Here is a 14,827-nt window from a genome sequence, read left to right as displayed (position 1 = left end):
TACAAACAAACTATTAATTAGGCTACCTAATAAGTAACTTCAAAGGGTTATAAACATGCTTATCTCCAACCATATTGCAAAAATATAAACCTGAACTTAATTGTTGTTTGTTTAGTTCTATTTCATTTTTACCAGAAACAGTTCTATAACTAGTTTTATAAACTACTTTACCTAACTGATCATGAATTATAAGTTGTACTGTTTCAGATGTGTTTGACATAAATCTAATAGTCGTACTTGTATTCATTGGATTTGGTATTGCCATTATTCTATTTAAGCCTTCTGCATCATAAGATTCAATACTTAAAGATTCACTCTGTGTGAAACTTATATCTTGCAGCAACATGTTTTTAGTAACCGTTTTTCCATCTTTTGAGACCATTGTAAACACAATTGTTACAATATCATCTAGTACTAAATTGGAATATGTTGAATTATTAAATTTCGAAAACGGTATTATAAATTCATTTAGTGTGTCTGTTAACTGTATATTAGTCTTGTACTGATCTTCCCAATTGTCAATGCCTTTTTTAATAAACGTAATTTGTAGATTTCCTGTTCCTTTTGCTTTTAATTTAAATGCATTATAACTAGTTAGATTTACTGGATTGAATCTTGGTGTTAATGCTCTATAAGCCGCTACATATTCACTTGTTGTAGCTTCTAGATTTATGTTTCTTTCTATTGGAAAATCTGCTGTATCAAAATCTATAGAATTTGGTAAAATGTTATAGGAGTTAATTACTGTTGTTTTAGCAAAATCATCAATTCCCCATGGACCGTCAGACATAAACAAATCATCCGGTGTTGCAATGCCGTCTCCAATTCTAAAACCAATGTCAAACAAATTGCCTATGTCATATTCTAAATTGGTTATATAATTTTCATTTAAATTAACTGTAGAAGATTCACTAATTATATCTCTAGTTTCAGTTTCTCTTAATCCAGCATCAAATGTAACTGCTCTTGTTGCATTTGTATTAATTATTTGTAAGTCTAGTTTTCCATTAACATATTTGCCTTTTCTAACAAATACTGTTGGAGGTGTTGAATTATTATAACTTGAAATAGGTCTTTGTGAATTTAATAAACGTACTACCTCTTCGCCTAGTAATAGCAGATCATCTAAAGAATTAGACCAGATTTGAAAATTATAAAATGTAACATCACTTTCGTATTTATCAAGGTTCCAGTGACTCTCAATAGCAAAATTCTCATTGTTATTAACTTCTTTTGCTGAAAGACTTAATACAAACTCAACTGTATTATCTGTATTTCTAATGATGCTTTTAATAAAACTTTGTTCATTAATATCTATGGTTGATACTGATATCAGCTCTCCTCCTAAAAGACGGTCGCAGATATATTTTGTGTGTTCATACACGCCATTTTCTGTTTTTAAGGCTAGTATTGAAGCTACTGTGTTTGTATTTATCATATAATCTACAGAATAGACTTCGGTTGCATTCGTTATATTCAATAAGTCTGTTGGTGTAGATTCTAAAGCATATTCTTCATTTATAACATCAAGAGGTATAAAATCTTGTAACTTAAACTCTAAATTAGAATTTCTTTGTGCATATTTCGCTGTTTTCTTTACTTTACGCGCATTTGCTTTATCAAAACTATAACTGTTTTTAGCGCGATTATAATTTCTTTGATTAATTTGGTTTGAGAGTCTATTGTTGCTTTCCAAACCACCATCATTTCCGCCTGATGTTGGAGGATCTATAACCTCGCAATCACCATAACCAGAACAAGAAGGGTCTTCACAATCTGTAAGCCCATCACCATCATCGTCAATTCCATTGTCACAAATTTCTTGAGGCACAGGTGCTGTTGGACAACGTGCTCCGTCATTTTGTGAACTTGATGGCCCAAATGCAAATAAATTTGAGTCCATACTATTAGCTCCATCTAGATCTTGAACACTTTGAATAACATAAATTGTTCCTGTTTGATTTGCCGATACATAAAAACGCCCAGAGACATCAAAATATACAGCTCCATATGTGTAATTTAGTCCAGATAAAATAGGGACTTCGCCTAAATTTTCAATAGCACCAGTTTCTGCATCAATACGATATAAAATATTAGTGCTTTTTTCGACAGTATATAACTTATTATCTACGGCATTAAATGCCCAATCATGATGACTTATACTCTGTGAAAGGTTTAGGGTTTCAATATACTGTCCGTAATTTGCAGAATCGGGGTTCAAATCTATTTTATAATATGTTGTACCTCCTCCTTTTAAGTAATAGATTCCTTCAGTACTAATATCTCCAACATATCGATTATGTATTGGTAATTCATCTATATAGAGTGTTGTGGTTTCAAAATTCTTACCAATACGTACTATTGTTTTTGACGGTGTACTTAATGAGCCCCAGATAAATCCATCCGCAGAGTTATAAGCTGCTGCGTTAATGTTTCCTGTTGTAATATCTGTTGCTACTTCATAAGCATTGCCTGAAGCTAAATCTATAGCATAGACATCATTATACTGAAACAAATATGCATTATAATCGCAATTGAAAGGTAGGTCTTGCCCTTGGCTGTTTAAACCAATTAAAATAGAGCTAAGTATTAAGATTCTATTTTTTAAAGTGTAAAGTTTATTCATCATTATATTTCTAATAGGTTATTAGCAAAATTATTCCCTCTTTTAGTTTTATTATCATATTTTCTATTAAAGCATTTTGAATAGGGTTGGTTTGTAGTTTACAATAGACGAATGGCTTTAGAGGCTTATAGCCAATACTTTATAAAGTAAAAAAAGGCAGAGATTAAATTCTCTGCCTTGACTTTGACTACTAATCTCAATAAACTAAATTACTATTAATCACAAATTGTTATGTTATAATTTGATTTACAAAAATAACAGTGATTATGACTCGATTGATTGATTTTCGTTTGACTGAAGATTAAGTTAGTTAGAATACCTTTATGTATCGACGAACCGTTTTAAAGCAAATTAAGCCGCTTCATTAGTTCAGGTCTGTTTGATCTACTTACAGGGATGACATCTTTTTTAATAAGCACACTATTATCTTCGATGTCTATAATTTTTTTGGTATTAATAATATAAGAGCGATGTACTTTAAGAAATAAACTGTCTGGTAATTTTTCTTCAATCTTTTTAAGCGTAGAATGTACGGTATAATTTTTCTCTTCGGTTTTCACATGTATGTAATCACCTTTAGCTTCTACCAGATAAATACTAGGAATATCAATTTTAATTAACCGTCTGTCTATATTTACATATAGATCATTCCCTGATGCCATTTCAACTTTCTCAGAAGGGATTGTCTCATTTACTTTACTAGGTAAAGCATTCGCTTTATTAATTGCTTTTTGGAAACGTTCTGGGGTTATAGGCTTAACTAAATAGTCTACAATACAATCATATTCAAAAGCTTGAATTGCAAACTTCGAATCTGAGGTGGTTAAAATTATTTTTGGAGGATTCTTTAGAGTTTCTATAAAATCGAATCCTGTAAAATCTGGCATATGTATATCCAAAAAAATTAAATCTACTTCATGTTGATTTAGATATTTAATTGCCTGAATTGCATTAGGGAATTCTTCCAAAACATTTAAGTTATCAACATTTGAACATAGTTGATTAATAATTGCTCTTGCTGTAGACTCATCATCAATGATAATACAATTCATATAGGCTAATTATAATTGTTGTAAATAATTAGTTATGGTATTTAAAATAGATTCAAATTCTTCTTGAAGCTTAGTATTATCTTCCAGTAGATTATTTTCAAATGCTGCTGCAATCTCATAACTTTTCTCAAGTCCCAAAATACTAATTTTATGTTTAAGTTTATGTACATTTTCTGAAACTTCTTTAAAATTTTTAGCAGCTAAATTTTTAAAATAGATTGTCTTTTCTTGTGGAAATTCTGTTTTTATAATAGTGATAAGCTTTGCCTTAAAGGCTTTGTCTCCACCAGACAATTGATTAATATAGAGTAAATTAGGCTCTTCCATTGTCATTTTTTTATTGTAAAATAAAACGTTGTTCCTTGTCCTAAACAAGATTCTATCCATATCTCTCCTTTATAGTAATCAATAATTTTTTTAACTATTGACAACCCAATTCCAGTAGATTCTTTATTGTCATTTAAAGAATGGAAAATCTTAAAAATCTTATCATGATATTTTTTTTCAATACCTAAACCATTATCCTTTATTGAAAATTGATAATATGTTTTCTTATTTGACACATCAATCTCTACAAGTCCTTTTTCTTTATTAATAAATTTAATAGCATTACTTATTAAATTTTGAAATAGTTGTTGAAACTTAACTTTATCTCCGTAAACAACTGGTAATATATTTAACACTTTAACAGTGATATGTTCTGGTATAAAAAGAACCTGTGTTACGTCTAGTACAAGTTGGTTTAAATCTACTTCTTGCTCTTTAACACTATCAGAACCTATACTTGAGTATAAAAGAATATCTGAAATAAGGTGTTCCATTTTTTCCAGAGTAGTTTCTATTAGCTCAAAGTTTTCTATACTCGCATCATCTAACATACCTTTATTATCTTCTTTAATCCAGTTTACTAAAGCATCTATGCTTCTTAATGGCGATTTTAAATCATGAGACACAATATGAGCATATTCTTGTAGCTCATCATTGCTTTTAGCTAATTGATCTAAAAGCTCTTTGTTTTTAGATTCAGCTCTTTGACGTTCTCTTAAATTAATCGCGCTTTTTAGCTGCATAGCCACTAGATTTGCTATACTCTCTAAAGCATATAAGTGCTCCTCAGTGTAGTAGTTTTTTTCAGTATGTTCAGAGTCTATAAGACCAATAACATGTCCATCACTAATAATTGGCACAGTTATTTCTGAAAATCGTTTTGCACCATCTTCAATATAGCGTTTATCTATAGTTGTATTTTTTATAATCTCTGCTTTTCCTGTTTTTGCTACTGTTCCTACAATACCTTTCCCGATAGGCAAGGTAATTTTATTAATGATTTGGTTATTGTTATCTACTTTTTCTCCATACGCTGCAATTTGTTCTAGAGTATTCTTTTCACGATCAATCAAGTAAATAACACAGTCTTCTGAATTTAAATATTCTGCTATATTATTAGTAATCTCCCAAGCTATTTCGTAAATATCCATTTTCCCAAGTATAGCCTTAGCCACATCATTAATCATATCGATGATTAATGTATTTTCTCTTTCTGAAGTAATATCTTCTATAAGTGCTACTTGATATTTAATATTTTCCGAGTTGTCTCTAACTGCATTTACATTTACTTTAGCCCAAAGTACAGAGCCGTCTTTCTTTTTATAGCGTTTAGTGATAACAAAATTGTCTATTTCTCCAGAGTCCATTTTTATTAAGTAGTCTTTAGACTCTGAGAAATCTTCTTTTAAAGAAATATCCTTAATTGTTAGCTTAGAAAGCTCCTGTTCTGTATATCCTAACAGTTTTTGTATCGCCTCATTTGTTCTTATAATTTTTCCTCTTTTGGTAAGTACTATTCCTAAGGACGAATTTTCAACAATAACATTTAACTCTTTTTTTTGCTCTTCTATAAACTCTGCTGTTAGTTTTGCTTCAGTTATATCCCTTATAACACCTTGAGCAGCTATAGGTTTTTTTCCTTTGTCATATATAATGCTGGCATTTATATGAACCCATCTAACAGTATTATTTTTAGTTATAACACGTGCTGTATAGTCTGTAAAAATTCCTTTTTTTCTTAATTCTTTAAACGATGCAAATGCATAATTAGCATCTGCTCTATATATAAGGTCTACAACGTTTAATTTTTCTATACTTAAGTTGTATCCAAAAAGCTCTATAGCTACATCGTTCATTTTTAGAACATTTCCTTCAAGATCCATTATTAAGTATGCGTCATTAATGTTTTCAAAAACACCTTGTAGCTGTGATGTTTTCTCTTCTAAAAGCAATTCCAATTTCTCGTTTACTTCTTTTAGCTTTTCAGCAGTACTAAAAAGTTTTAAAGACTTATCCTCTAAAATACTTTCCGCTTGTTTTCTAGCTGCTTTTTCACGATTTAAGGCACGCTTTAATATGTCAATTTGAGTTTGACTCATTAGTTTTTATTAATAACGAACTTCACTTCTGTTCCATCAGGTTTAATTTTTTCTAACTCAATTGAAGCGCTTGAATTAAAATGCTCGAATGTTTTATTCATCAAACCTAAGCCAAAATGATGCATTGCTCTACTAGATTTGTATATCATTATCAAGGAATTATTTGTCTTTTCTATAACCTTAAATGTAGGTAATTCTGCATCAGGATAAATTTTCCTTACCTCAACATGTATATGATTTTCTATAGATGATAGCATTTCTATAGGATCTTTATAGGTAGCTAGCAAGCCTGGGTAACTTTCTTTTAAAACTCCAAAAAAATGTTCGGCGTAAACCAATAGTAAATTATCAATGCTAATATTTGTATTCGCACTTAAATTTTGTAATAACTGTAACATTTCAGAGAATTTATATGTCCCAATTGAAGTATAAACGCCTTCTGATTCTAAATTAGAGTTCTCTATAATATTATCTACCATCTCTAATCCAAACTTCTCTTCAACTAAATCCAAAAACTCTGTAAAAACAATTCCTTTCATTTAAACTTTTATTAATTGGTTAATACTCCAGTAAGCCAGTAAGCTTTTAATTTTTAAAACATAGTCTTCATATTTTAAAGGCTTTAAAATATACCCTGCAATACCAATTTTATAGCATTCTAATAAATCCTTTTGATTATTAGATGTTGTCAATATTATGGTTGGAATATGCCTTAACTGCTCATCTTTTTTTAAGATTGATAAAAATTCGATGCCATTTACTTTTGGCATATTTAAATCTAATAAAATGATATCCGGTAGATTTATCTTTTTAGATAATAAGTTTAAAGCGTCTTCTCCATTATTAGTTTCAATAATTTCATGCTCCAATTGTAGCGCTTTTATGGTTCTGTTCATCTTCATGATTTCAATCATATCATCTTCAATGAGCATTATCTTAAGAGCTTTATTCATTTAGATTTAAGTTTAATAAAGTACAATATACATCACACTACACCTCTTTAACTTGTGTCTTTAGATAAAAGTAATGTTTAGTATAGTCCAATGGCAAATAAGTGTCGATTAATAGTTTTTATTCTCTAATAATAATCGCATCTTCTTCGTCATTCCTTTTACAACCATATCATAACTATGATCTATTAGTTCTAATACTAATTTTGGTGTCAATTCATTTTTATGGATTGCTATAGTATTCCAGTGTTTATTACTTACATAAGGGCCTGCATAAACGCTCTCGTATTGCTCCCTAAGTTCAATTGTATATTCTGGGTCGCATTTTACTGTTACTGAAGCTTCTCCTTTCTCAAACTTATCTAAAGGCGCCATTAAGAACATTTTGTTCATTACTTTAAAAACTAATGTGTTTTCATCAAACGGAAAACTCTCGGTTGCTGCTTTTTTGGATAGGCAATGATCTCTTATTTGGTCTATATTCATTTTAAAATTCTTTCCATTACTTTATCAGGATAACTCAACTCTTTATATCCGAATCTTTTATACAAATTATGTGCGTCGGATGTTTTAAGCATCCAAACTTTACATGATTTTAATTGGTCACAATTATTTATTGCTTCTATTAATTTTTTAGAATAACCATGTCCTCTATGTTCAGGCAGAATAAACACATCCATAAGATATGCAAAAACCACATAATCTGTTGCTATTCGTGCAAATCCAATTTGCATATTTTCTTTATATACTCCAAAACACAAACAATGTTTAATCGATTTTTCAACCTCTTTGCGAGTTCTTCCTTTTGACCAATAAGCATTAGTTAAAAAATTATGAATAATATCTATATCTAATTTAGACTTATCTGAAGATATCTCAATCATTCTAATAATTTTGAAGGTGTTTTATTATCCATTTTTAAAGATTCATAATCTAGTTTCCAACCAATGGTTTGAACTAAATTTTCCATTAACAGTATCGCTTCTAAGGCTTCTTTTTGTGCTGCTTGATACAAACCACTTTCTGGGATTTTATCTTTTATATGAATCTTGGCTTCATTCTGTAAATCAGTAAGATCGGTTGCTTCAAATTTATTAAAATAACCATCTTTTTTATCATAATAATTCAAAGTGGTGTCTATAGATAATACTTCTGCTTCAGGAAAATTTTGCAGAACTATTGTTTTAGTATTTGAATTTGCCTTCATTTCTATTTTAGACAAGTCAAATCCAATATAGGCTTTGGCGTTAACCACAACTAGGGCTTTTTTCTTACTAGTTATAAGTTTTAAGAACTTTTGTTTAACATCTTCATAATGGTAAATCTCTGCAAAATCTCCTTCAACTGTTATAAATTTGCAAACACTTTTTACTTTATCCAAAAGAATAACAGATTGCGAATTAGTCAATTTTTTTGATTGCACATATTTAATATAGGTAATAATACCAACTGTTAGTAAAGCACCAATTATTAACCCTAAAATTGCTTCCATACTATTCGTATAATTTATATAAAATAGGCTTACTAGGTGTTGCATCATTCTCAAATGGTGCTATTTGAAGATTTAGAATATACTTACCATCTTCAATACTATTAGGCACATAAATAAACTCTGTAATAGTCGCTTCGGTTCTTATTTTTCCGTCTGTATTCCAAAAAGCATTATGAGATAATAATTCGCCATCATCTCTTTCTTTGTCAACACTTGGTAAATCAATAAGTAAATGCTTTACCCCTTTACTTTTTAAATAAATTGCTGCTTCTTCTAACAAGTATGGTGGATTAGTATTTGAATATTGTTGCGATAATTTTTCAGTGGTATTTGGCAATGTTCTAATAATCACTGCTTCACGCTTTTTATTTCCAATTGCAAAACGCAATTGCTTTGCCGAAATCACAAAATCATCTCCTAATTTTTCTGGCGCAACTGTTATGACTTCAGCGACAAAAAAGAACTGTTTTAGACATTGATTAATACTGTATTTTTTTTCTGTAATATGACCAACACATTCTGTATGTGTACCGTGAGCATGTGGATTAAACTGGATGTTATTAAAATTTACTGGAGCTCCATGTTCAACGCTTACAATAAAGTCATCCATTTTTACTGGTTCTATAATAGGTTCATCAATATACCAAGCATTTACGTTGCTTTTTGTTGCACGTAATGGAATTGAAATATCTAAGGGTTTATCTATATATATGGCGTAGGTACGACTGTTTACGTTTATAACTGCTTTCATGTGTAATGGATGTTAAGCGTAAATTTAAGGATTAAATAAGAAAAAGACTTGATGAAATACCATCAATTAAAAACTTTCCTTTTTGGGTTGCTTGTAACTTCTCGATACAATTGCTATCGCAATCATTCGAAGTGATAACAAGTAATTGTTGATTGATAAATTCTTTAGATGCTGTTAGTAAATGTTCTTTATATTCGACTCCAAAGTCTTCTTCAATTTTATTTAATGAAACTCCCCAAACAGTACGCAAACCCGTCATAACATACTCATTAAACCTATCCTTTTTAGAGAGTGCTTCAACAGTTGAAGGCAATTCGTTTTGCTGAATAGATGTAATATATTTTGTGTTATTTGACACATTCCAACTTCGTTGATTATTATTAAACGAATGGGCTGATGGGCCAATTCCTAAATAGGATTTCCCTTGCCAATAACTTGTATTATGCTTAGAGAAATAATCAGCTTTTCCAAAATTAGAAATCTCGTATTGCACAAAACCTTGTTTATCGGTTTCTGTTATTAAATGATTAAAATGTTTTAAGGCCAATTCTTCATTAATTGGTGGATAGATACCTTTTTTAATAAAACTATCTAAGGCTGTTTTTGGCTCAACTGTTAAGGCATAACTAGAAATATGATTAACTCCAAAATCAAAAGCTATCTGTAGATTTTGATTCCACTTATCTAAACTCATGTTTGGAATACCGTAAATTAAATCGATAGTGATGTTATCGAAGTGACGAGTTGCTTCCTTTAAACAATCTTTTGCTTCTGTTGCATTATGCGCACGATTCATGCTTTTTAAATCGTCTTCAAAGAAGGATTGAATGCCAATGCTTAAACGGTTAATTGGACTTTTAGATAATTGGATTATTCGATCTTTAGATAAATCGTCTGGATTTGCTTCTAAGGTGATTTCTGGGTTTTCTACAACTTGATAGTTTTTATAAACAGCATCAATCAATAATTTTAATTCTTCATTCGATAATAATGAAGGTGTACCTCCACCAAAATAGATAGTTTCTATAGTTTGATTGTGAAGTTCTTCTTTTCGTAACTCTAACTCTTTTACTAAAGCCTGAAGCAATTCATCCTTTTTATTTAAAGACGTTGAAAAATGGAAGTCACAGTAGTAACATGCTTGTTTGCAAAATGGTATGTGGATGTAGATGCCGCTCATTTAGTTTATTAAATCTTTGTGATGAATTTAGGGTTAAATTTTCTTTTGACCACTAATCTTCTTCTGAATGCAATAAAAAATGAATATCCAAAAGCCCCAAATACAAGTACGATAAAAAACCAAATCAATTTATCTTTTCTATACTTAAACTTTGTCTGAAATAATTCAAATGAAAAAAGAAGTAAAAATATTAATCGAAAGCAAAACATTAGACAAAAACTTTGAAAGTGGATTCCTGCCTTCGCAGGAATGACAATACAACTACTTTTTTATTCTTTTTTCATTGTTTTTCACAAAACTTTCCCAACCAGAATAACTTTTACCGACAGTTACTTTTCCAGAATTATAAAAATGACATACTGCAGCTGCTAAACCATCGGTTGCATCTAGGTTTTTTGGTAAGGTTTTTAGTCCTAAGGTACTTTGTAACATTTTTGCAACTTGTTCTTTACTCGCATTACCATTTCCAGTAATGGCCATTTTAATCTTTTTTGGCAAATATTCAGTAATTGGAATTTGTCGCGATAATCCTGCTGCCATGGCAACACCTTGCGCTCTTCCTAATTTGAGCATACTTTGTACGTTCTTTCCAAAGAAAGGCGCTTCAATAGCTATTTCATCTGGATGATGCGTGTCAATAAGTTCTATGGTACGTTCAAAAATGAGTTTTAGTTTTAAGTAATGATCATCATATTTTTTCAAACTGAGTTCATTAAGTTGCATAAACTGCATTTTTTTATTACGTACTCTTATTAGCCCAAAACCCATAATTGTGGTTCCAGGATCAATACCTAATATAATTCGTTCTTTATCCATTAATCGCAATATCTACAACCACTTAATGCTACTGATAGTCCAACAGTGGTATATACTAAATCTCCATTAAACGAGTAACCATCTAGAGCTACATCGTACTTATTTTTACTCGACAAACTTTTTGCATAAGCAACATCTACAAATACAGATAGCTTACGCGATAAACTAAAGTAAACATCCAACCCTACTAATCCATTTAAATAGGTGTACGTGTTTTCAGAATCATTTAATAAGGGTTTTGTAAAGCTTATTCCTGGTCCAGCATGTGCTTGAATAGTCATTTCTTGAGGCAAGAAATTCAACAAATCATAAAAATCGTACACAATCTGTGCATTAACGCGTGTGTAATTAAGTTTAAAATCTAAAGACCCTACATCGCTTTTTGACCTATTATAGCCAACATCAAGTTTTGCTCCCAATTTGTTAGGCTTAAACATATATCTAATCCCAAAGTTAATGGTTGGCAAGTTAATATCTTTAGCATAATAACCATCGTTTTCACCATTATCAATTGGGTTGTTTACACCTAATGCTAGTTGTAATCGGATTTTTTCAGTATCCCCTTGAGCAAAACTTAAGGATGTTACACAAAAAAGTAGTAAACAGAGTAAAGGTCTTTTATATTTATTTTTTATAAAGCTCATTTACAATAATAGTTTTAATTTGTGACAAAATGATTAGCGGGCTTCCATACAAAACTAAGCAATTCTTTTTTGTACTTATTAAGTTAAGTATCGTTGTTGGTGCTACTTATTTTATTTACGACAAACTAACAAATAACGAAGAATTAGATTTTTCAGTTTTTATTGATTTTTTAACCAAAAACAATGCTTTTTCACTAAAAAGCATTGTTTTTTTACTGTTTTTAACCATTTTTAATTGGTTTTTTGAAATTAAGAAATGGCAAAGTTTAGTAAATTCTATTTCCAAAACCTCTTTTATTGAAGCATTAAAACAAAGTTTAGCTTCACATACAGCCTCTTTATTTACTCCAAATAGAATTGGAGATTATGCTGCTAAAACTATTTACTTTAATGGCAGCGAACGAAAAAAAGTAATACTCCTAAACTTAATAGGAAACATGGCTCAAATGCTTATGACACTTTTATTCGGAATCATTGGTTTTTTAATGTTTATTACACAATATCAAGTTGATATTTCTTACTACAAATTAGTACGGTTGCTCACTTATGCTTTAATAGGCATAATTGCTATTGGATTTGGTGTGTCGTATAAGCGATTTAACATTAAAGGTTTTCCATTTTTAAAAATATGGTCTTTTGTGAAAGGGCTCTCTAAAAAAATTCATATTAAAAATATATTGCTATCACTCTTTCGATATGTAATTTTTTCATTTCAATTTTATTATTTGTTTGTGTTGTTTGGAGTAGACATCACATACATAGATGCTATGGTTTTAATAAGCACCATGTATTTCGTGGTTTCCATAATACCAACCATATTTATTTTTGATGTTGTCGTTAAGGGAAGTGTTGCTTTATATGTATTTGGTTTTGCCGACATCAATAATATTACCATCTTGAGCGTTACTACTTTAATGTGGCTATTAAATTTCGTGCTTCCAAGTATTTTTGGTAGTTATTATGTGCTTAATTTTAATTTGCCAACAGCTTCTAACATCGATAACTAAATGATTTTTATCATTCTAATTACAACAATATTGTATTGCCTTTTAATAGGCTTTTTTGTTATTGGATTTAATAGAGTTAAGTCTTTCGAAGAACCTTTTTTAAGGAATCTAACTCGTTTTACCATTGTTGTTCCTTTTAGAAATGAAGAAGAAAATTTACCCGATTTAATCAAGTCACTAGAGAGTTTAAACTACTCCAAGAATCATTTTGAAGTCCTTTTTGTGGATGATGACTCTACTGATAATTCGGTAGAATTATGCTCACGATTATTAAGTTGTTCGCAATTAGATTTTAAAATTATTAAGAACAAACGCTCATCTAATTCACCAAAAAAAGATGCCATTACGACTGCCATTAATAATGCTAAATACTACTGGATTGCAACTACAGATGCCGATTGTGAAGTTCCAAATAGATGGCTTGAAACAAGCAATTCATTTATAAACAGTTATGATGTTGCTATGATTGTTGCTCCAGTAACTTATACATCATCTGACTCTTTTTTAAAACAGTTCCAAACATTGGATGTTTTAAGTCTACAAGCGGTGACTATTGCTGGTTTTGGACTTTCATTACCTTTTTTGTGTAATGGTGCCAATTTATTTTATAGAAAAGATTTATTTGAAGAACTTAATGGCTTTGATAATAATAATGATATTGCTAGTGGTGATGATATTTTCTTGCTTGAAAAGGCAGTGAAAAAATACCCTAAACTGGTTAAATACTTAAAATCTACAAACGCTATTATATTTACAAAAGCAGAAACTTCTTTGTCTGCGCTTATTCAACAGCGTATTCGTTGGACAGCCAAAACTAGCACTTACAAAAATACTTTTGGAAAATTTGTCGGTATTTTAGTTTTAACAATGAACAGCTTAGTTGTTACTACTCTTTTCCTAAGTATTTTTGGACTCTTTAGCTGGTTATATTTTACAATTTTTTTAACTTCAAAACTTGCGATGGATTATTTACTGCTATCTAAATCGACGAGGTTCTTCAATCAAACAAATCTTCTAAACAATTACTTTTTTAGTGGCTTACTGTATCCTTTTTTTACCGTTTTTGTAGCCTTTAAAGCGATGTTCTCTAAATATAAATGGAAAGGTAGAAGTTTTAAAAAATAAGTATCTTTCCAATCGATATGCAGAAACTATCCAACTATAAAACGTCCAATCCAGCTTTTTCCAATTATTTCTGGAAAAATAACCCTAATACTTCTAAAACAATGAGTGTTAGAGGTATTCTCATTAAATCTATGGTTTGTATTTTCATTATTGCAATGATTGTTGCATTTGTTTGGAGATTATACGACAATGGCACTAATGTAAGATGGTTTACACTTGGTGGTATGTTGGCAGCAATTGTTATTAGTATTGTCATTTCGGTAAGGCAACATTGGGCACATTTTTTAGTACCTCTTTATGCGGTTGCTAAAGGTTGTTTTTTAGGTGGTTTTAGTGCATTTATAAAAGCTAAATATCCTGAATTACCTTTTCAGGCAATAGGTGTAACCATTGTCACTTTTTTTACCATTTTAGTATTATACCAAACACGGATTATTATAGTAACCAAAAAACTTAGAAGTGTTATTATTACTGCTGCTTTCTCAATCATGATTGTGTATTTGATATCTTTCATTTTGAGCTTGTTTGGTATTAAAACATTTATTTGGGGAACGTCTTGGATTGCTCTAATATTTAATGTTATTGCAGCTATTGTTGCTGCGTTTACATTGTTATTGGACTTTGATTATATTGAAAAACATAAAAACAAAGCCGATAAGTACAAAGAATGGATTGCTACTTGGGGTTTATTGGTATCTCTGGTTTGGTTGTACACAGAGATTTTAAGACTCATGCGAACATTCGCTATAAAATTCTAA

16 protein-coding genes are annotated in these 14,827 nt (G+C 30.2%); 3 read left to right on the top strand and 13 right to left on the bottom strand.

What is annotated here, in order from left to right; all coding sequences use genetic code 11:
• Positions 1-22: 22 nt before the first annotated feature.
• From ABGB03_RS00835 to ABGB03_RS00775, 13 genes are all read right to left on the bottom strand, one after another.
• Positions 23-2,629 (bottom strand): T9SS type A sorting domain-containing protein, encoded by a 2,607-nt coding sequence (locus ABGB03_RS00835; RefSeq protein WP_347924026.1) that lies wholly within the window; start codon positions 2,627-2,629, stop codon positions 23-25.
• A 338-nt stretch (positions 2,630-2,967) separates the two neighbouring features.
• Positions 2,968-3,678, bottom strand: a complete 711-nt coding sequence (locus ABGB03_RS00830) for a LytTR family DNA-binding domain-containing protein (RefSeq protein WP_347924024.1) — start codon at positions 3,676-3,678, stop codon at positions 2,968-2,970.
• Between the two features lie 9 nt (positions 3,679-3,687).
• Positions 3,688-4,005: an Hpt domain-containing protein gene (locus ABGB03_RS00825; protein ID WP_347924023.1), complete on the bottom strand. Its 318-nt coding sequence runs from the start codon at positions 4,003-4,005 to the stop codon at positions 3,688-3,690.
• Positions 4,006-4,007: 2 nt separating this feature from the next.
• On the bottom strand, positions 4,008-6,104 hold the full coding sequence (locus ABGB03_RS00820) for a PAS domain S-box protein (protein ID WP_347924021.1): 2,097 nt from the start codon (positions 6,102-6,104) through the stop codon (positions 4,008-4,010).
• Positions 6,104-6,643, bottom strand: a complete 540-nt coding sequence (locus tag ABGB03_RS00815) for a heme NO-binding domain-containing protein (protein WP_347924019.1) — start codon at positions 6,641-6,643, stop codon at positions 6,104-6,106. Before ABGB03_RS00815 ends, ABGB03_RS00820 begins: the two co-directional genes overlap by 1 nt.
• The gene (locus tag ABGB03_RS00810) at positions 6,644-7,057 is read right to left on the bottom strand and encodes a response regulator (RefSeq protein WP_347924017.1); all 414 of its coding nucleotides are present in this window, start codon (positions 7,055-7,057) and stop codon (positions 6,644-6,646) included. It lies immediately after the preceding gene.
• A 108-nt stretch (positions 7,058-7,165) separates the two neighbouring features.
• Positions 7,166-7,540: an MmcQ/YjbR family DNA-binding protein gene (locus ABGB03_RS00805; RefSeq protein WP_347924015.1), complete on the bottom strand. Its 375-nt coding sequence runs from the start codon at positions 7,538-7,540 to the stop codon at positions 7,166-7,168.
• On the bottom strand, positions 7,537-7,938 hold the full coding sequence (locus ABGB03_RS00800; RefSeq protein ID WP_347924013.1) for a GNAT family N-acetyltransferase: 402 nt from the start codon (positions 7,936-7,938) through the stop codon (positions 7,537-7,539). Before ABGB03_RS00800 ends, ABGB03_RS00805 begins: the two co-directional genes overlap by 4 nt.
• Positions 7,935-8,546 (bottom strand): DUF4230 domain-containing protein, encoded by a 612-nt coding sequence (locus ABGB03_RS00795; protein WP_347924011.1) that lies wholly within the window; start codon positions 8,544-8,546, stop codon positions 7,935-7,937. The genes ABGB03_RS00800 and ABGB03_RS00795 overlap by 4 nt, the downstream gene beginning before the upstream one ends.
• Before the next feature lies 1 nt (position 8,547).
• Positions 8,548-9,297: a cyclase family protein gene (locus ABGB03_RS00790; RefSeq protein ID WP_347924010.1), complete on the bottom strand. Its 750-nt coding sequence runs from the start codon at positions 9,295-9,297 to the stop codon at positions 8,548-8,550.
• A gap of 31 nt (positions 9,298-9,328) precedes the next feature.
• Entirely contained in the window at positions 9,329-10,477 is a 1,149-nt protein-coding gene (hemW, locus tag ABGB03_RS00785) for a radical SAM family heme chaperone HemW (RefSeq protein WP_347924008.1), read from the bottom strand.
• A 261-nt stretch (positions 10,478-10,738) separates the two neighbouring features.
• On the bottom strand, positions 10,739-11,293 hold the full coding sequence (gene ruvC / locus ABGB03_RS00780; protein WP_347924006.1) for a crossover junction endodeoxyribonuclease RuvC: 555 nt from the start codon (positions 11,291-11,293) through the stop codon (positions 10,739-10,741).
• Positions 11,293-11,937: an outer membrane beta-barrel protein gene (locus ABGB03_RS00775; RefSeq protein ID WP_347924005.1), complete on the bottom strand. Its 645-nt coding sequence runs from the start codon at positions 11,935-11,937 to the stop codon at positions 11,293-11,295. Before ABGB03_RS00775 ends, ruvC begins: the two co-directional genes overlap by 1 nt.
• A 29-nt stretch (positions 11,938-11,966) precedes the next feature.
• On the opposite strand from ABGB03_RS00775, the gene ABGB03_RS00770 reads away from it, so the two are divergent.
• From ABGB03_RS00770 to ABGB03_RS00760, 3 genes are read left to right on the top strand one after another with little or no spacing between them, the layout of a single operon-like run.
• Positions 11,967-12,944, top strand: coding sequence for a hypothetical protein (locus ABGB03_RS00770; RefSeq protein ID WP_347924003.1), 978 nt, complete (start codon positions 11,967-11,969; stop codon positions 12,942-12,944).
• Positions 12,945-14,069, top strand: a complete 1,125-nt coding sequence (locus ABGB03_RS00765) for a glycosyltransferase (RefSeq protein WP_347924001.1) — start codon at positions 12,945-12,947, stop codon at positions 14,067-14,069.
• 17 nt (positions 14,070-14,086) lie between these two features.
• Positions 14,087-14,827, top strand: coding sequence for a Bax inhibitor-1/YccA family protein (locus tag ABGB03_RS00760; RefSeq protein WP_347923999.1), 741 nt, complete (start codon positions 14,087-14,089; stop codon positions 14,825-14,827).

The sequence above is a fragment of the Pontimicrobium sp. SW4 genome (genome assembly GCF_039954625.1).
Taxonomy (GTDB): Bacteria; Bacteroidota; Bacteroidia; order Flavobacteriales; family Flavobacteriaceae; genus Pontimicrobium.
This window is presented reverse-complemented; position numbering and strand designations above follow the sequence as displayed.